An 18,416-nucleotide genomic window follows, 5' to 3' on the forward strand; every position below is an offset into this window, starting at 1 on the left:
GATTTTGATGAATGACGGTATTTTCCGCAATACATGTCCTCGAAACTGCTACGGTACTTGCGCAATCTTGTCTCATGTAAAAGATGGAAAGCTCATTAAGGTGACTGGCGACGCGAAGCATGGGTACACCAAAGGAAAACTTTGCGCCAAAGGCTATGCCTCCACCCAATTTGTTTACGATTCCAAACGTCTAAGATATCCAATGATTCAAAAAAACAGAGGTTCTGGGATTTGGACAAGAATTTCTTGGGATGAAGCCTACACGATTATCGCCAAGAAGATGATTGAGCTTTATGACAGGTATGGTTCAAACCTGGCTAGTGGCTATAATAAATTTTCCGGAAACATCGGTCTTTTACATTATGCTACAGAAGGAATGTTCAACAGTATTGGTCCGCATACAAAATCAGTCGGTAACGTTTGCTCCTTAAGTGGAAAACTCTCGATAAATCAATCCTTTGGGCATAACTTTAGTTCTGTTCCGGAGGATATGGCACACTCAAAATTAATTGTCATATGGGGAGCAAATCCTGCCGTAACCAATGTCCATCAAATGAAGTTTATATACGAAGCCAGAAAAAAGGGCGCAAAGTTTATTGTCATCGATCCATTATTGACTGAAACTGCAAAAAAAGCAGACATTTATATTCAAATTAAGCCCGGTAGCGATGCTTGGCTCGCACATGGCGTTGCCAAACTATTAGTTGAAAGCGGAAATTACACAAAGGACTCATTACAAACTGATGCCCTTGGTTGGGATGAATATCAATCCTTTTTAGTAGAACAAGTCACTTTATCAGAGGTCTCAGAAATAACGGGTGTACCTTATGAAGCAATTACCGAGCTAGCCAAATTATATAAGGAAATTAAACCGGCATGTACTTGGAATGGATTGGGAATTCAACGAACGTTCCAGGGAAAAGAAAGCATTAGTGCCATCAATAGCCTTGTAGCTATCTCAGGGAATTTATCGATTCAATATGGTGGAATTTATTACATGCATTTTGATGTTGACCATTTCCCTTTAAATCTACTCAATCACCGTGGACCAAGTCATCCTACTATTAATTCTTCTCGCGAAATTAATTTAAGTAATTATCCTGAGACTGCATTATCGCTAGATTCCCCTCCATTGAAATTATTGTGGGTCGCCTCTCGAAATATGATTGTCCAGGACCAAAATCTTAAGGCCTGGGAACAGTTAATGAACCAGCTTGAATTAATCGTTGTTGTCGATTTATACATGACAAAAACGGCGCAACAAGCTGATATTATATTACCGGCAGCAAGTCATTTCGAAGAGGAAGATTTAAATGTAGGGTATTGGCATTATTGGTTATCCATCAATGAAAAATCAATATCTCCATTTTATGAAGCAAAGAGTGATCTGCAAATTGCTAGGGAATTAACACGCAAATTAAACGATACTCGCAAAGGTTTTTCAAACTTCCCTGCTGAAAAGGAACCACTTGATTGGATAGAAGGTGAATTAACGAGTGAAATAATGGAGATGTACTCTATTAAGAGTTACAAGGATTTGCTTAAAGGTCCTCAGAAGAAAAAAGAGATTCATATTCTATCAACTGAACAGCGTAAATACAAGCTTTTTTCACCGTCAAATTCACAAAATAATGATGGAACATCTCTGATCAATAATGAACCTGATAATATGTACAGATTGCTCTCTCCGCAATCCTTGCTAAAAATTCATTCACAGTTTGAATCGCTTTCATGGTTAAACACTGGACACACAGAACTGATTATAGAAATTTCCATAGAAGCAGCAACTACCTATAATATTGAAAATCAACAAAAAATCGAAGTCTATAATCGTTATGGTGCAATAGTTGGTGTAGCAAAAATAAACCCTTATCTACCAAAGGATATTATTGTTACTAACCAAGGTGGTAAAAATCCGATTAATCGTTTAGTCGTGCATAAAAGCGATTCAGATTCGAGTACTTTCTTTTATGACAGTATGGTAAAGCTACGGAAATGGAGGGAGGGTTTTGTTTAAACAAGTGGGTTTTTGCTTTAACGCAGATGACTGTATTAACTGTAAGGCTTGTGAAATTGCCTGTAAAAATGAAAATCAAACACCTGATTACATTAATTGGCGAAAGGTAAAACAAATTGATTTCGAACTGGCGCTTTCCATATCCTGTAATCATTGTGAAAGTCCAGAGTGTTTTCGTGTTTGCCCCGAACGTGCGTTTACGAAGCGCGAAGATGGAATTGTCCTAATTGATGACAACCTATGTACTGGCTGTGGTTTGTGTGTAAGTGCTTGTCCTTACCAAGCACCGCAATTTAATCCTGAAACAAAAAAGGTTAGTAAATGCCAAATGTGCTATCCAAGACAGGATGCTGGCCTCCCTCCTGCTTGTGTCGAGGCTTGCACCACAGGAGCATTAAAGCTTATTAATCTAAATAAGTTCTCAAACAAAGCTGTTGTTCGCTCTTTACCTGGATTCCCAGATATCCATATTACATCACCATCAATCGTCTTTTACCCCGTAAAACCACGAAAACGATATTTTATTAAATAAACCGCAGAGCAGCATCATACAAATGACAGCTGCTCTTTTTTCGACAAATTTCGGGCGGTGACAGGCACCCATTCAATTCTCAAATTTTGGGATTAGAGCTTATTTCTGGGCATGAGAAGGGATAATCCCCACAGAATATAGGGTATGAACATTATTGCTCACTAATTGAGTCATATACTCCCCACTTTCCCGATAACCCTTGATATGATTTCAGAACATGTTACGATATATTCGTTAATAAAACGAGAACACAATACGAACACATTGGGAGAGATTGCATGTTACAAAAGAAAAAAATATTATTTTTAGGGGCCGGCTCAATGGCTGAAGCAATGATTTCTGGAATCGTAAAGGAAGGCGTAATTCCACCAAATCAGATTACCGTTACAAATCAAAGTAACATTGACCGCTTAAAACAACTCGAAAATAGATATCAAATTACTGGGGTAAAAAAAGACGAACTTAAATTTACAGAATACGATCTCATTATCCTCGCAATGAAACCAAAAGATGCCCAAACCTCATTACTTACTATAAGTGATAGACTACAACATCATCAGCTGATTATTTCCGTATTAGCTGGAGTTTCCACCCAATTTATGGAACAGCATCTACCTTCAGAACAACAAGTCATCCGAGTAATGCCCAATACTTCAAGTATGATTGGGGAATCCGCAACAGGAATTTGCTCTGGAACATGGACCACACGCGAAAATATGAATCTTACTATTGAACTTTTAAAGTGTATAGGTGAAGTTTACGAGATACAAGAAGAAAGCATGGATATTTTCACTGGATTAGCTGGTAGTGGTCCAGCCTATATTTATTACTTGATGGAACACATGGAAAAGGAAGGGAAATCTGCTGGATTATCAGAGAGTTTAACACGCCAAATTATTGCTCAAACCATCAGTGGTGCAGCGAAAATGGTTAAAGTCGCAACAAATTCCCCCGCCGAACTCCGAATACGTGTTACTTCCCCTAACGGAACAACTGCTGCTGGATTAGAAGCACTTGAAACATTTGGTGGAGGAATTGCTATATCTCAAGCCGTTAAAATGGCAACTAGTCGCTCTCTTGAAATCACTCAACAGCTCAAACAAGATACTGAAAAAACTGCAATCATGAGCACAGGGGTGATGAAATGAAACTGAAAAAGGAAAAACAGCGGGTTATTATCAAAATTGGTAGCAGTTCGTTGACAAGCAGTCACGGGGAAATCAGCCGTAAAAAGCTTGAAAAACTTGTTTCTGATATTGTTATATTAAAGGATTTAGGTCACGAGGTCGTACTGGTTTCTTCAGGGGCTGTCGCTTGCGGATATCGAAAGCTTGGCTGTCTCGAACGCCCGCACACATTACCAGAGGTTCAGGCAGCAGCATCAATAGGTCAAGGACTTTTAATGGAAGCATACTCCGAACTATTTTTATCCCACGGCTACGTTGCTGGACAAATATTAATTACTAGAACAGACCTTCTTGATGAAGAAAGAAAGACAAACGTTCATAATACTTTAAATGTTTTATTGGATCGAGGAATTATTCCAATTGTAAATGAAAATGATACAGTGACGATTGATGATTTAAAATTCGGAGATAATGACACTCTTTCGGCAAAAGTCGCAACCTTAATTAACGCAAATTCATTAATTATTTTATCCGACATAGATGGTTTATTTAATGCAGACCCTACAAGAAATCCTAATGCTTTGTTATTAAAAAGCGTTACGAAAATTACGCCTGAAATCGAAGCGTGTGCTGGAAGCGCGGGAACCAGCATCGGAACTGGTGGGATGAAATCGAAAATTGAAGCAGTAAAAATTGCAATGGCTTCAGGGATTTCAACATTTTTAGGAAACGCCAAACACCAAAATATTATCGTAGATGCAGTTTATGGTAATGCTAAAGGTACTTATTTTTCAAAAGAAAGTTTATCTACAAGTTTTACCAGTTATAAAAAGGAGAAGCGGTGTCTGGTAACAATGAACAATTAGGATATATAAAAAAGTACGTTAAGAACAGCACCAAACGCATTTCTTTAAAAAATGGCAAAAGTGTAACCCACTCTGGGTATATCACTTTTGCCATTTTTGTCATTGTACTGCCAGTATTGGTTCTGTTTTTCCGCTAGAACGTTGTTGCTTTTTTTGTATAATATGGAGTCTTACCACTAACACGATCCCAACCGCAAACAACCCTACCGTTAACCCAAGCCAATAGCCAATTGCGCCAAGCTTTGTCGATTGCGCTAAGAAATAACCTAAAGGCAAACATATCAGCCAGTATCCAATAAGCGTCATCAAAAACGAAATGATCACATCCTGATATCCTCTTAACGCACCAAGTGCAGCGGCTTGAAGGGCATCAGCCACCATGAAAAATAAAGCAAAGCTTAAAAATCCAACCATAATCTCGATGACTTTCGGATTATGCAAGTATAGCCCCGCAATTTCGTAACGGAAAAATATCACGGCTAAACCGCCAACAAAAGCAATAATAAGCGATAGATAAATACCAATCCAAGCATATGCTTTCGCATCCCTTAATCTACCTGAACCGATTTCATACCCAATTAATACCGTCTGTGCCATTGAAATACTTAACGGAATCATATATATAAATACCATGACGTTTATGGCTGCTTGATAAGCCGCAACGGTCATCATATCAAATTTACTAATTAAGATTGTCACCACTGCAAAAATCGCCGATTCAAAAAATAAGGCCAATCCCATTGGTACACCTATTTTTAATACTTCAATCAGTTCTGATACTGAGAACTTTGTTAGACTTTCTAAAACGCGATACCCTTTAAAAGGCTTTTGCCTCAGCGTAATCAAAATCATCATGCTGGTCAATAACCAATAGGTTATTGAGGTAGCATATCCAGCCCCCGCCCCACCAAGCTCTGGAAATCCTCCATTACCAAAAATAAGCAAGTAGTTAAAAAGAAAGTTAATTGGTAAAGAGAATAATAGGACGACCATCACAACACGCGTTTTTCCCAATGCATATATAAACGACCTCAATACGTTAAATAAGAACAAAGGGATAATCCCATAGCTTAATCCTAATAAAAATTCCTTGGCTGTTTGACGTACATGATGATCTACCTTCATCATCTCGAGAACTGCATCTAAGTAGAGGTAACCTAAAAAAATAATGATTAAACCAAGTCCTATAGATAAATAAATTCCATGTGCAGTAATAGACGAGACACCTTGCTTCTTATTCTCTCCGAATCGCTGAGCAGCTATCGGAGAAACGGCTAATAAAATCCCACCAAGCCCTGTGAATATTGGATTCCAGATGGAGGAACCAATCGCCACGCCAGCTAGTTCAGTTGAATCATATTGTCCTGTCATAATGATATTGAAAAAAACCATTGTATACATGCCGAGCTGCGTAATCAAAATCGGAATAAGCAAGTATGTTAACTGTTTTAGTTTATCCTGCAAAGTATAGGTCTGATACATACGAGACCTCCCCTAAAAAAATAATTATAGCAGGAATAATTATAGTCGATTAATCAAAGAAAAAACATCATTCTATAAAAGGTTTACACAAAGTACAAAGCTAAAAAAAGAGCAAACATCACAAGGGATGTTATGCTCTATTTTTCGACAAATTTCGGGCGGTGACAGGCACCATATCTTTATCTTCTGCTTGTTTTGCACGTTTGATGAAGAAAGCGAGGACGAGGGATACTAATGCGATGAAGGTTGCGACAAAGAAGGAATCGTTTATTCCTTCAAGCATCGCCTTCATGGCAATTTGTTCTTTTAGTTGAGCCAATAACTCTGGTGTTATTTGCCCTGCATCTGCACTTTGTGGAGCATTTCGCATCATTTCTTCACCAATTTCTTTAGCATGAGTTTCTGTACGATTTGTCATAACTGTCACTAGCAATGCAGTACCAATCGCACCTGAAACTTGATTCAAGGTATTATTCATCGCTGTACCATGCGGATATAGGCGTTTTGGTAACTGATTAAGCCCATTAGTCGAAACAGGCATCATAACCATAGACATTCCTAGCATCCTTACTGCATTTAAACCCATTAAATAATAATAGCCTGTATCTAGTGCTAATTTACTAAATAAGTAAGTCGTAATCACGGTAATGGAAAGACCCAGAATGGCCAAAATACGTCCACCAAATTGATCAAATAGTTTTCCAGTTAATGGAGACATCAACGCCATTAATATTGCACCAGGTAGTAGCATGAGCCCTGCATCCATCGGTGAAATTCCCCGAATGGTTTGCACATAAATCGGAATTAGCAACATACCCGAAAACATCGACATGTTTAATACGATGGAAATGGCAGATGCTAACGAGAACATTGGATATTTAAACACTGAAAAATTCAACATTGGGTCATCCTGTTTAATTTGACGCAGAATAAATGTAACAAGAGCTACAACTCCTGCGATAATGGTTCCATATACAATTGGACTATCCCAGCCCTTGGTTCCAGCAGAACTAAAGCCGTAGAGAATTCCGCCAAACCCTGCACTTGATAGGATTAGGGAAATAAAATCAAGCTTAATATCCACTTTCTCTTTTTTGTCCTTAAGTAGGAAGAAGCCGATTAACAACACTAAAATGGCAATTGGAGTAACAAAATGAAACAGCATTCTCCAATCATAATGCTCTATAATCCATCCAGACAATGTAGGGCCGATCGCTGGTGCTGCCATTAATATTAATCCAAAAACACCCATCGCTAATCCTCTTTTTTCTATTGGAAAGCTAACGAGCATTACATTCATTAACAGTGGCATTAAAATCGCAGAGCCCGATGCTTGAAGCATTCGTCCTGCCAGTAGAACCGGAAACACATCTGCAACACCAGAAATAAGGGTTCCAATTGTAAATAATCCCATCGCGGCTAAATATAAATGACGAACTGAGTACTTCTGGATTAAAAAAGCGGTAGTTGGTATCAAAACGCCATTCACCAGCATGAAACCCGTTGTAAGCCATTGAACAGTTGAAGCCTCAATCTTTAAATCTGCCATAATGGATGGCAAGGCAATATTTAATAAGGTATTATTTAAAAATGCAATAAACGCACCAATCATTAAGACTGCAATCAAACCATAGGGTGGTCGTTCTGACTTTTTCATTGCATCAACCATTCTACCCCTCCTAAACTTTTTCTTCTAATAAAATTGAACTGTCAGTTCACACAGGATAAAATATTATACTACCAGTTCAATTATTGCAATGGAAAAAGTAAGAAACTCCACTATTTTTGTATAAAAAAACAATTCTTGTACAATAATCTTTATGGATTAAGTCTATACCACACAGGTGATGAAATGAATGACAGAAAACAACACGTTATCAATAAATCGCATGAATTGTTTATTGATAAAGGCTTTCAAGCCACATCAATTCAAGATATATTAGATTATAGTGGAATATCAAAAGGAACATTCTATAATTATTTTTCCTCTAAGAATGAATTATTAATCGCACTTTTTATGTCCATCTACAAAAAGCTTGAAAAGGATCGTAACGAATTATTGATTGGTCATAGCCCTACTGATATTGAAGTATTTATTAAGCAAGTGGAACTACAAATGAATACTTGTCATGCAAATAATGTTGCTTCCCTTATTAAAGAAGTAAGTTCGTCAAATGACTTGGAGATGAAGCAATACATCCGTTTGGGTAATTTGAAGTTTATTAGTTGGTATTATTATCGCTTCATTGACTTATTTGGAGAAAGACAGCGTGAGCACTTATTAGATTGTGCAATCATGTTTATGGGCTTGTTAACATCAAATTTAAAATACTTTGCTATGGCAAATGAACAAAACGCTCACGGAGGAATTTACCACGTTGTAAAATACAGCGTGGAACGGATTCAATGCATGGTGAAAGATGTATCTCAAAACGAAAAACCTTTATTTCCTCCAGACCTATTGGAAGTATGGCTTCCTGAATGCAAAAATTGTAAAGAACACTTTCAAAAGAAACTTTATCATTCCATCTTAGAATTAAAAAAAGGAATCAGCATAGAGGAAAATATACCGAAGCTTGCTCAATTGCTAGATTTTGTTCAGGATGAACTACTTAGCAGCCAGAATCCTCGGAAATTCTTAATTGAAAGCACGCTCGATTCATTAAGACTAGAACAGGGAGATTCAGAAACCTGGCATGATGAATTAAAGCGGCTTGAGCAGTTAATTTCGGACTACCTTTCTTAAGCAAAAGACCAAAATTATTAAAATTGGAAAAAAGCCGCTCTCAAAAATATGAGGCGGCTTACATTTTTTCATTTTGCTGTTGAGAAGATCCTTTTTCACAAACCATCACGAACAAAGTATCATTCACTTGCCTTTGTAAAGACCACAGAGCATGAATCAGACATAACATTGAAGAATATAGAATCCCCACTACTATTTTTCGCACTGTAGAAATAACCATCTACAGACTCTACTTCTGAAGCTTCTTCAGTATAACCAAGTTCTTTAATCTTTTCTGCATATGCTTTATAATCATCTAACTTTTCAAAGGTATAGGTTGCTTCAGCACCTGATGAAGCAAAAGACGTGATTGCTACGCCTGGATCAGGCAAGCCTCCAATTTTATCGCTTTCCCACTTTGCAATCTCCCCTTCAAAAACCGTCCCACCATTATCACCTTGAGGCACTTCACCTTTTGTAGCAGAAATCATCCCAGATTTGCTTTCTTTATCATAAGTAAAACTGATGATTATCCCTTCCTTATTCGTTCCAGTATAATGGTATTCATCCATGGTAACAAAGTTAAATGTGTAGCCTTCCTTTTTAATTTTTTTAATGTAAGCTTTTGCATCCTTTTCCTTCATATCGGAAAAAGTATAGCTTGTGCTTTCTTCAGTTGAGATGTAGCTATCGAGCGTTGCCTTTGGTTCTGGAAGGCCGTACATTTTTGATTTATCCCATTTTGCTTCACCAATTTTCATTTCCCCTTGACCGTCTTCACCTTTTATTTCAATATTCCCATCCTTGTCGACATCAACTGCTCCGTCTGTAGCTTTTTCAACAATGTCTTCAGGACCACACCCTCCAATTATGATAGCGCCAAAAATGATCAGCAGGATTACAAGGAACCTGTTCTTTCTTTTCATCAAAGTTCTCTCCCTTCAAAAAATAATATTTATGAAAAAAGCTACTTACAAGTTATGTAAGCAGCTTTAAAATGTCTATATTATTTTATGTTCCTTAATCCTTAACTTGCCTTGTCGACGTTTTTACGAATTTTCTCTTCAATTTCACTAATCTTCTCATTTAGGTCACCTGGTGGAATGGGTGGACTGAATAAATATCCTTGGACAAACATGCAATTTTGGTCAAATAGAATATCCTTTTGTTTAAGTGTCTCTACCCCTTCGGCAATAACATTCAAATTAAAATGATGTGCCATTGAAATAATAGTAGAGACAATTGTTGTATCCTTCTCGTTATTTAGTAGATCACGTACAAAGGATTGATCTATTTTAAGACGATCAAATGGTAAATGCTTTAAATAAGAAAGCGAAGAGTACCCCGTACCAAAATCATCAATGGCAATTTGAATACCCAACTCCTTTAAAGAATGGATGGTGTTTTGAGCATGCTCACGGTTCATCATCATTGACTCTGTTATCTCTAATTCTAAAAAGTGTGGGTCAAGTTCCGTTTCAATTAAAATGTCTTTTACTGTTTCAACTAGATTTTGCTGATAAAATTGTCGTATCGATAAATTCACCGCGATAACAATATCACTTATACCCTGTTTATGCCATTCCTTTAGTTGCTTACAGGATGTTCGTAATACCCACTCACCAATCGGGATAATCATACCCGTATCCTCCGCAATTGGAATAAATTGATTGGGTGGAATGAGACCATGCTTTGGGTGGTTCCAACGCAACAACGCTTCAACACCAGAAATTTTTCCTGTTTCTATATTAACTTGCGGTTGATAAACCAAAAACAGTTCTTGATTTGCCAGAGCGTAATATAAATCATTTTCTAAAAGAAGATAATCGTATGCCTTTCCGGCCATCGTTGGTTGATAAAGCATGATTTTTGCATTTTGTTGTTGAGCATCTCGAAGCGCTAAGTTGGCATGCTTTAACAGTTCATCTATCTCTCTTCCATCTTGAGGGTAAATGGCAACACCAGCACTTATTGAAATGTTTACAAGTAAGTGATTTACCACTAAAGGTTTTCTAAATGTTTGGTGGATGGAATCAACTACAGCTTCAATTTCTGCTTCGTTTTGAATATTTGGTAGGATTATAGCGAACTCATCACCGGTTAAACGGACTAATAGCATTTTACCATAAAGTTGCTCCTGTAATCGCTCGGCTGTAACTTTTAGAATCGTATCACCAAATGCATGACCTAGTGCTTCGTTTATTTTCTTAAAACGATCAATATCCAAAATGATTACCGCAGACTGATGATTATGTAATTGAAGAGTATCATTCAATTTTTTATCTTTTACATATCTTAAATTAGGTAATTTTGTCAACTCATCATAGAAGGCCATATACTGAATCATTTCCTGGTCTTTTTTCTGCCTCGTAATATCACGGAAAACGATTATTACCCCAGATAGGCGATTATTCTCATAGTATGGTGTAACTACATAGGAAGCTGGAAAGGTTGTCCCGTCTTTTCTCCTAAAATAGTCATCTTGTTCTTGGAAAATATCCACAGTTTGATTTCGACGTTTATTGGGGTAAGTACAAAATAAGTAATTATCCACAGCAAGTCTTTGGTGAACAAGTTTATGAAAATTTTCACCTAGCAGTTCTTGCTGTGACCATTGGATTAAACGAATTGCTTCCGAATTCACAAGAGTTACGTTACCTTTTACATCTAATACAACTAGACCTTCACCCATATTTGAAGTGATTGTTTTTAGAAACTTTTCGTTTTGTTTTAGGAGAATTTCTGCATTTCGTTGTTTCAAAAAAGGTTCTTCTACGGCAGTGTGATAAACTGCTCTCTGTAAAAAGTAATAGCCTGCAATTTGAAAAATATGACCTATAAAGTTATTAATATCAAAAACAGATTTATAAGAGGTAAAATAGTAATCTGAGATAATTAAATAAACTGAAGCAACAATAATAATTGCGCTAAAGACTTCCATTGTGCGAAACCGTTTTATCACAATTAAAATAACAAGTACTTCAATTATCATGCCAACGTATTGCAGATTATTTTTTAAAGCAGTAGTTCCTATCCCTTCGACTACTAACTCTGGTAATAGCGGGGTAGGAGAGTATACAACAGCAATCCAACCAAAAGCGTAAACGGTTGCAATACAATAGGCTATGTATTTTAGTTTTGCGGATACATGCTTATCATGTGTAGCAATAACGGTTAACAACCCGATTACTTCCGTTAACCGGGTTGCCATAAATAACCATGTTGCCTTGTAAGGTGAGCTCTCGGAAATAAAATATGGCATTCCATTATATGTTATCGTATGTACAAGCTCTAACAAAGCAACTGCAAGAAATAATGCGCCAATCCAAAGGCGATAACTGGACAAACTATGTGGAAACACCAACCAGGACTGAATTGCAATTGACAATGCAAAAGTAATAATAAATATTCCCATTATTAAGTGAATAGTTAAATAGTTTTGCTCCCCAAACACCCCATATAATGATTGACGAAACACTATTGAGATGAACAGAATAACTATTGATAGTATGATTATGATTCCGTGTTGTTTCCATAATTGATAAAAAAGTGAATTGCTGCGATTCAAAGCGATCACCTTCTTCCCCATGCTGTCTTATGATAATTCTGTGTGTCTATGTTTAGTTTACAGCATACCAATTCAAAAGGAGAACAAAAGCATTCCATATTATGTGTACTTTTGATGACATTTGTAAAATTACCCCATTTATCTTTCGAAGCCTAATTTATACATAGCTTGCTTACAAAATAAGGTTTTTATCTTGATAGTGTCCGCATATGTATTAAATAAAGGGGGAGATTTATCATGGCTTATTTATGGATCATGACAATTGGATTTATTCTCTGTCTTGGAATGGTTGGAGGCTCACTATTCTTTTTACTTCGCTCCATTTTGAATAGTGATGATTCGACTAGAATTGATTTGCACGACTCTACAAAACATCCAAAATAGCAAAACTTCAATTTGAAGGGGACGCCTTGATTTGTAGGTGTCCCCTGTTTTGATTTACATTGTTTTTCTGAACTAAAATACTTATTTTTTATGCTTTGGTTCCTTAAAACCTACACTGATGTTTTTGATATGATACGTATAAATTCTAAATACTTCATCGTGATGCACCAAGATAATATGATCATTTGCATAATCAACTAATATCCCTTGAGTATTCTCTGGCCCTTTGCCATTAACCACTACCCAGTTATGAATCATTTTTTTCAAAAGATTTTCAAAATCAGAAGCAGTGATATAATTCGGTTTCGTATTGGCCGGAGTTGCATCAACAACCTCCCCTTCTGAAGACTCGCTTGATTCTGAAGATGATTCTGATGAGGATTCATTTTCCTCTTCTTGATTTTCTTCAACTGCACAGATGCTTTTTATATGCTCAAGTTGGTAATAAAAGACATCATTTTCTTCCGTTTGCAAAACTAAAAAGTCTGGCTTTACATCAATCACTACGCCTACTCTGTGCGAAGGTCCACCACCGTTAATGTGGATTTTTTTCTGAAGTAGCAGCTTTAAGAGCTGATTAAAATTAGCAGGTTTCATTTTGTTCCCATCAGGCTCTTCAATTTCCTCTAACATCTTGCTTCCAAATTTCGCATTTTCAATAATACTTTTTATATGTTTAAGCTGATAATATACGGTTTGGTTATCCTCTGTTCTTATTTCAATTAAATCTTTGTTTACACCCATTAATTTACCTGTTCGCGACTCAGGTCCATCTTTATAAATCTTTAATACTTTCCCAACCATGTTTTCCATATATGACAATACATTCTTTTTTTGCATATCCTCCACTTACCCCCTACAGTCATTTATACTTTGTATGTTATGTGCCTGTAGGGCCGAGTGTATAAGAGCATTGCCTATTTTATCAAGAAATCGTTATTTGCCCATTTGTTAAAATACAGATTAAAAACAAGGACTAGCTCATTTATTAATTGAAAAATCTATCGTTTGATATACAACAACAAATGTTGCCAAAGAATAAAGAGCTTCTTTTAAACCAAAAACCATCACAGCACTGCTAAAAATAAAGAAGTTTATTAGCATGACAATTTGTCCAATTGAAACTCGTAACCGTTTACTAAGGATAATGGCAACAATTTCTGTTCCATCTAACGACCCACCATATCGGATAATCAAACCCACTCCAAATCCAAGCAAAAAACCACCTATAACGATAGCTATTAATGGACTGATAGTTATGGGCGGAAACGGCTCGAGGATGTATGTCCCTATCGCCAGACTAAGGTTTGCATAAAGACTCATACACACAAATCTTGTCCCAATATAAAAATAGCCTAACAATAGAAATGGGATATTTAACAGGAGTAATAGAATCCCAATTGGAATTGGGAAGGATGATGATATTAACACTGATATTCCAACGATACCGCCATCAATAATATGATTTTTGATTAAGAAGCATTGCAAAGAAATTGCGACCAGTGTAGCACCCAATAGTATCCCCAAGCCATCCTCGAAGTAATTATTATTCCCTGATCGGCTATAATTGTTATAAAAGGCGAGCCTTATGTCATACATAGATACCCTCCCTTTATTATTAATCTAACATTACTTTTAATAGTCAATTATATGTTTAATATATTCCTAGAAAGATTAAAATAGCTCGGATTGTATCTCTAAAACAATAAAAAAACACTCGCTAGCTATGAACCGCGAGTGTTTCTCTACTTTATATAGCAAAAAATGCTCCAATGGAACTAAAACCAACTCCGATAATAAACTCAATAATCACAACAGTAATTGCTTGTTTTTTACTTAACCCAGCAACAGCCTGTAAACCTAATGCAAATACGACATAATACCATACATGAATAATATCAAAGTTTACAGCGATGGTGTGTATTAACTGATTGTCTACAAACAATGGTGCCAAACTTGTATAGTATGGTTCATAACCACCAATTGCAAGTGCAATAAGTCCGTTTAACAATAGTCCTACTGTTGAAATGATACTCACGTGCACAACAAGACTGAAAAGCGTTTTGAAAGTCGTATCATTTCCTATAATCATCATTGCCACTTTGTAAAACAATGCAACAAGTAAAAATCCGATTGCCACACCAATTACCCCAGTTGCAGCTCCCATACCAAGTGTGACCCCTACTGGTATATCGATACCGAGCTCTGCAAGTTCCTCGTTTTCCTGCAAAATGGGATTTCCTAAACTGATATAAGCAACAAGCGCAGAAGTTATCCCTGCAAATATCATCATCATAATAAGGGGAAGTGCAATTGGAGCTTTTACTTTCATTCTTTCAAACTGTAATGATGGTGAAAATAACATACCAAATAAGTTAGGTTTCTTCGATGTTTTCACTTCTTCTAAATTAACCTCTGCTTGCATAATGAACACTCCTCGTTTCGTAATGTTATTCATATCGTAATGCGTCAATTGGATTGAGCTTAGCTGCCTTATTAGCAGGAATTAACCCAAAAACGATTCCAAGTACCATCGAAAATAATACTCCACCAATGACTACTGTCGGAGAAACTAGCGGCGGCCATTTGGCGTAAGTTGAAACGATATAGGCACCACCCACTCCTATTCCTATCCCGATTAACCCACCCAAAAGGGTAAGCATCATCGCCTCAATTAGAAATTGGAGAAGTATCTTCCCTCTCGTTGCACCTAACGCTTTACGAATGCCAATCTCACGGGTCCTTTCTGTGACTGAAACTAGCATGATATTCATAACACCTATTCCACCAACTAGTAAGGAAATCCCGGCAATTCCACTTATAATCATTGTCATGATATTGGTTACTTTCGATAAGCTTTTTTGAATTTCTTCAAGATTAAACACTTCAAACTCACCCTTTAAATCAGGAGATTTTGAATCATTGAGAAGATTTACAGCCTTTTCTCCACCAACTTCTAACGAATTTGCATCTTTAGCCTGTAATGTTACGGACTGAATTTCGTCAGTACCGTATAGGACTGGCCAGAGCGTCAGTGGAAATAGTATTTCTGACATCCCGAAATTTAGCAGGCTATCGGCAGTTTTGTAAACACCGATAATTTCAAACGGCTGACCTTTTATTTCGAAAATTTGACCAACTGCCTTTTGGCCCTCGTAAAACTCCTCGGCTGTCTTTTGGTTGATCATGATGACATTGTTGGATTGAGAAAAATCAAGCTCATCTAGCTTTCTACCTTCAACCATTTTAATAGAATTTACAGCAAAGTAATCGCTCGTTATACCAAAGATTTGTGCTTCAGACATCTTTTCATCCATTGAAAGCGATTCGAATGTACTATTTGTCGTGATTACATGCGAGATTTCTGGAATACTTTTCAGTTGTTGAAGGTTTTCTTGTGAAAAGGTCGGACCTTCATAAGCCATTAATGCATATGGATCCTCCGTATTAGGAGTAAATACAATTTCAATCGTATTATTTCCATCCCCAGCAAATTGTGATTTTAATGCAGCCTCTCCACCTTGACCTATTGCTACAACTGTAATAATCGAACCTACGCCAATAATGATACCAAGCATTGTCAAAGCGGAACGAAGCTTATGAGCTAGAATGGACGAAAGGGCAATTTTCATGCTATCTAATAAGCTCAAATTAATACTCCCCTTCTATCTTCAATGATTCGACCATCCCGCAATACAATCCGTCGTTTGGAATATGCTGCAACTTCTTCTTCATGTGTTACCATGACAATGGTTGTTCCTTCTTTATTTAGCTGGGTAAATATATTCATAACCTGTTCTCCTGATTTCGTATCAAGAGCTCCCGTCGGTTCATCGGCCAAAATAAAGGTTGGATCATTGGCAATTGAGCGAGCAATGGCAACCCGCTGTTTTTGACCTCCAGAAAGTTGGTTTGGCAGGTGGTCAACACGGTCAGCCAGCCCCACCTTCGTCAGTGCCTCAAGAGCCCGCGCTCTTCTTTCACTTTTCTTTATTCCCCCATATACAAGAGGTAATTCCACATTTTCTACGGCTGATAATCTGGGTAGAAGATGGAAATGTTGAAATACAAAGCCGATATATTTATTCCTTATTAACGCTAGGTGAGCTTCATCTGCCTCTAAAACATTCACCGCGTCAAGTATGTATTCACCGCTTGTTGGTCGGTCTAAACATCCGATAATGTTCATTAAAGTTGATTTACCTGAACCCGAAGGCCCCATTATCGATACAAATTCACCCGACTCTATGTTTGTATTAATCTCATGAAGGACTGGTACCTCAAGAGTTCCTTGCTTATATGTTTTATGGATGTGCCTTAGACTAATCATTATCTTTCACTTCCATCCCGTCTTTCAATTTAGCGGACGGATTGTTGACAATCTTGTCACCTGCTTTTACCCCCTCAAGGATTTCAAGCCAATCTCCATCTCCCATTCCAGTTGTAACTGCTTGCTTCCGAAGCTTCTTACCATCAACTATGAAAATATACGTAGAATCTTGCTTCTCTACAATGCTCTTTCGCGGAACAGCTAGTATTTTTTTTGTATCCAGTTGGACCTCAATCGTCACATGATAACCAGGAGAGAGCCCGTCTTGTGAATCCAATGAAGCCTTAAAGTCATAATATGAAATATTTTGCGAGGATTGTCCTGACACACTAGCGGCTAATCCACTACTATCAGAAGTTGGATATTGACTAATGTTCGTTATTTTTCCTGTCCATGATTGATTTTGAAGTGCTTTTGACGTGATTTTAATCGGCATCTCAGGGTGGATTTGTGCCATCTGCAGTTCCGTTAACACTCCATGAACCTGATATGGATCCTGTGATGCTATTTGAATGACAGGATTTCCTTGACCTGATAAGTCCGCATTACTTTGTCCACTATCCTTTTTCACTGTTTTTACAATTCCCTTTATGCTACTTGTAACAAACAATTCTTGTTGTTTAAGCTGTAATTCCTGTTCTTGAAGTTTATTTTTTTCCTGCTCTAATTCAGTCGTTTTTAATTGAAATTCCACTTCAGCAAGTTGCTTTTCCAATTGGGTAAGCATCGCATCGTCTGCCCCATCGTTTTTGCTTGTTTCAATATCTTTTTTCAATGATGCAATTTGGCTCCTATCCTGTTCATAACGAAGATTCGCCATTTTTTTATCAATTTCAAATTGTTTCAATTGAATCGAAAGCTCTGGATTATCGTATGAAAATAATTTTTGTCCAGGCTCAACCTGTTGGCCTTCCTGTACCAAAATTTCTTTAAGCTTTCCTCTTGTTGGATCCATATAAAACGTTTCCTCACTCCCCGGAACAACCCGCCCGGACACTAGCTTTGTATTACTGATTTCCCGTTCAGTTACTTTTGAAAATTTCAGGTCATCAGTACTTCCCTTACTTCTGTTTTGAGCAACAGCAATGTTGATACCGACAAGAAGCATAATTGAAACAAGTACGCCAAGGATTATCCATATTTTTTTGGGATTTCGCTTGTGTTCCAATTCCATGATTTCCCCTCCTTTTATTGGAAAATTTTAGATAATTCTATATCATTATAAAATTTAATATTTTTCAATAAAAGGGTTTAATTTACACTTTTGGTAGAGTATAATGTATTTTGACAATTAATTTCAAAATATTACATTATATTACAAACGTAAAGAAACTGTAAAAATCAATAGAAAATGATCATATATACTGAAAAAGGCCGACCTAAAT

Annotated in this window: 15 protein-coding genes and 1 pseudogene; 6 read left to right on the forward strand and 10 right to left on the reverse strand. The window is 37.0% G+C overall.

Going from position 1 to position 18,416, the window contains the following annotated elements; all coding sequences use genetic code 11:
* Positions 1 to 7: 7 nt before the first annotated feature.
* From FXW34_RS17180 to proB, 4 genes and pseudogenes are all read left to right on the forward strand, one after another.
* Positions 8 to 2,017, forward strand: a complete 2,010-nt coding sequence (locus FXW34_RS17180; RefSeq protein WP_147535278.1) for a molybdopterin-dependent oxidoreductase — start codon at positions 8 to 10, stop codon at positions 2,015 to 2,017.
* A complete protein-coding gene (locus tag FXW34_RS17185) occupies positions 2,010 to 2,549 on the forward strand; it encodes a 4Fe-4S dicluster domain-containing protein (protein WP_147535279.1) in 540 nt (179 codons plus the stop codon). The genes FXW34_RS17180 and FXW34_RS17185 overlap by 8 nt, the downstream gene beginning before the upstream one ends.
* Positions 2,550 to 2,827: 278 nt before the next feature.
* Positions 2,828 to 3,697: a pyrroline-5-carboxylate reductase gene (gene proC, locus FXW34_RS17190; protein WP_147535280.1), complete on the forward strand. Its 870-nt coding sequence runs from the start codon at positions 2,828 to 2,830 to the stop codon at positions 3,695 to 3,697.
* A gap of 2 nt (positions 3,698 to 3,699) precedes the next feature.
* Positions 3,700 to 4,467 (forward strand): annotated as a pseudogene (gene proB / locus FXW34_RS17195) (glutamate 5-kinase); the annotation flags it as partial.
* Positions 4,468 to 4,641: 174 nt separating this feature from the next.
* Here proB and FXW34_RS17200 read toward each other — a convergent pair.
* Positions 4,642 to 6,024, reverse strand: coding sequence for an MATE family efflux transporter (locus FXW34_RS17200; protein WP_147535282.1), 1,383 nt, complete (start codon positions 6,022 to 6,024; stop codon positions 4,642 to 4,644).
* A 130-nt stretch (positions 6,025 to 6,154) separates the two neighbouring features.
* Complete coding sequence (locus FXW34_RS17205; protein ID WP_147535283.1) at positions 6,155 to 7,693, reverse strand: DHA2 family efflux MFS transporter permease subunit; 1,539 nt, start codon at positions 7,691 to 7,693, stop codon at positions 6,155 to 6,157.
* A gap of 183 nt (positions 7,694 to 7,876) precedes the next feature.
* Between FXW34_RS17205 and FXW34_RS17210 the strand changes: the two genes are divergently transcribed.
* Positions 7,877 to 8,770, forward strand: a complete 894-nt coding sequence (locus FXW34_RS17210; protein ID WP_147535284.1) for a TetR/AcrR family transcriptional regulator — start codon at positions 7,877 to 7,879, stop codon at positions 8,768 to 8,770.
* Between the two features lie 119 nt (positions 8,771 to 8,889).
* On the opposite strand, the gene FXW34_RS17215 is transcribed toward FXW34_RS17210, so the two are convergent.
* The gene (locus FXW34_RS17215) at positions 8,890 to 9,675 is read right to left on the reverse strand and encodes a DUF6591 domain-containing protein (RefSeq protein WP_147535285.1); all 786 of its coding nucleotides are present in this window, start codon (positions 9,673 to 9,675) and stop codon (positions 8,890 to 8,892) included.
* A gap of 101 nt (positions 9,676 to 9,776) precedes the next feature.
* Complete coding sequence (locus tag FXW34_RS17220; protein ID WP_246141142.1) at positions 9,777 to 12,317, reverse strand: bifunctional diguanylate cyclase/phosphodiesterase; 2,541 nt, start codon at positions 12,315 to 12,317, stop codon at positions 9,777 to 9,779.
* 237 nt (positions 12,318 to 12,554) lie between these two features.
* On the opposite strand from FXW34_RS17220, the gene FXW34_RS23040 reads away from it, so the two are divergent.
* Positions 12,555 to 12,701: a hypothetical protein gene (locus tag FXW34_RS23040; RefSeq protein WP_187119006.1), complete on the forward strand. Its 147-nt coding sequence runs from the start codon at positions 12,555 to 12,557 to the stop codon at positions 12,699 to 12,701.
* Positions 12,702 to 12,782: 81 nt separating this feature from the next.
* Here FXW34_RS23040 and FXW34_RS17225 read toward each other — a convergent pair whose 3' ends face one another.
* The 6 genes from FXW34_RS17225 to FXW34_RS17250 form a co-directional block, all read right to left on the reverse strand.
* Complete coding sequence (locus FXW34_RS17225) at positions 12,783 to 13,541, reverse strand: DUF2642 domain-containing protein (protein WP_147535287.1); 759 nt, start codon at positions 13,539 to 13,541, stop codon at positions 12,783 to 12,785.
* Positions 13,542 to 13,682: 141 nt separating this feature from the next.
* A complete protein-coding gene (locus FXW34_RS17230) occupies positions 13,683 to 14,300 on the reverse strand; it encodes a YitT family protein (protein ID WP_147535288.1) in 618 nt (205 codons plus the stop codon).
* A 151-nt stretch (positions 14,301 to 14,451) separates the two neighbouring features.
* A complete protein-coding gene (gene yknW / locus FXW34_RS17235; RefSeq protein WP_147535289.1) occupies positions 14,452 to 15,126 on the reverse strand; it encodes a YknW family membrane protein in 675 nt (224 codons plus the stop codon).
* 25 nt (positions 15,127 to 15,151) lie between these two features.
* A complete protein-coding gene (locus tag FXW34_RS17240) occupies positions 15,152 to 16,351 on the reverse strand; it encodes an ABC transporter permease (RefSeq protein ID WP_147535290.1) in 1,200 nt (399 codons plus the stop codon).
* Positions 16,348 to 17,031, reverse strand: a complete 684-nt coding sequence (locus tag FXW34_RS17245) for an ABC transporter ATP-binding protein (RefSeq protein ID WP_147535291.1) — start codon at positions 17,029 to 17,031, stop codon at positions 16,348 to 16,350. The genes FXW34_RS17240 and FXW34_RS17245 overlap by 4 nt, the downstream gene beginning before the upstream one ends.
* The gene (locus tag FXW34_RS17250) at positions 17,024 to 18,205 is read right to left on the reverse strand and encodes an efflux RND transporter periplasmic adaptor subunit (RefSeq protein WP_147535292.1); all 1,182 of its coding nucleotides are present in this window, start codon (positions 18,203 to 18,205) and stop codon (positions 17,024 to 17,026) included. Before FXW34_RS17250 ends, FXW34_RS17245 begins: the two co-directional genes overlap by 8 nt.
* Positions 18,206 to 18,416 lie beyond the last annotated feature (211 nt).

The sequence above is a fragment of the Bacillus marasmi genome (assembly GCF_902168435.1).
GTDB lineage: Bacteria > Bacillota > Bacilli > Bacillales > Cytobacillaceae > Bacillus_BU > Bacillus_BU marasmi.

Bases quoted from the DNA above. Each gene is read 5' to 3' on its own strand.
- FXW34_RS17210 (WP_147535284.1), top strand. From the start codon at position 7,877: ATGAATGACAGAAAACAACACGTTATCAATAAATCGCATGAATTGTTT.
- FXW34_RS17200 (WP_147535282.1), bottom strand. From the start codon at position 6,024: ATGTATCAGACCTATACTTTGCAGGATAAACTAAAACAGTTAACATAC.
- FXW34_RS17215 (WP_147535285.1), bottom strand. From the start codon at position 9,675: ATGAAAAGAAAGAACAGGTTCCTTGTAATCCTGCTGATCATTTTTGGC.
- FXW34_RS17205 (WP_147535283.1), bottom strand. From the start codon at position 7,693: ATGGTTGATGCAATGAAAAAGTCAGAACGACCACCCTATGGTTTGATT.
- FXW34_RS17245 (WP_147535291.1), bottom strand. From the start codon at position 17,031: ATGATTAGTCTAAGGCACATCCATAAAACATATAAGCAAGGAACTCTT.
- proC (WP_147535280.1), top strand. From the start codon at position 2,828: ATGTTACAAAAGAAAAAAATATTATTTTTAGGGGCCGGCTCAATGGCT.
- yknW (WP_147535289.1), bottom strand. From the start codon at position 15,126: ATGCAAGCAGAGGTTAATTTAGAAGAAGTGAAAACATCGAAGAAACCT.
- FXW34_RS17230 (WP_147535288.1), bottom strand. From the start codon at position 14,300: ATGTATGACATAAGGCTCGCCTTTTATAACAATTATAGCCGATCAGGG.
- FXW34_RS23040 (WP_187119006.1), top strand. From the start codon at position 12,555: ATGGCTTATTTATGGATCATGACAATTGGATTTATTCTCTGTCTTGGA.
- FXW34_RS17225 (WP_147535287.1), bottom strand. From the start codon at position 13,541: ATGCAAAAAAAGAATGTATTGTCATATATGGAAAACATGGTTGGGAAA.
- FXW34_RS17180 (WP_147535278.1), top strand. From the start codon at position 8: ATGAATGACGGTATTTTCCGCAATACATGTCCTCGAAACTGCTACGGT.
- FXW34_RS17250 (WP_147535292.1), bottom strand. From the start codon at position 18,205: ATGGAATTGGAACACAAGCGAAATCCCAAAAAAATATGGATAATCCTT.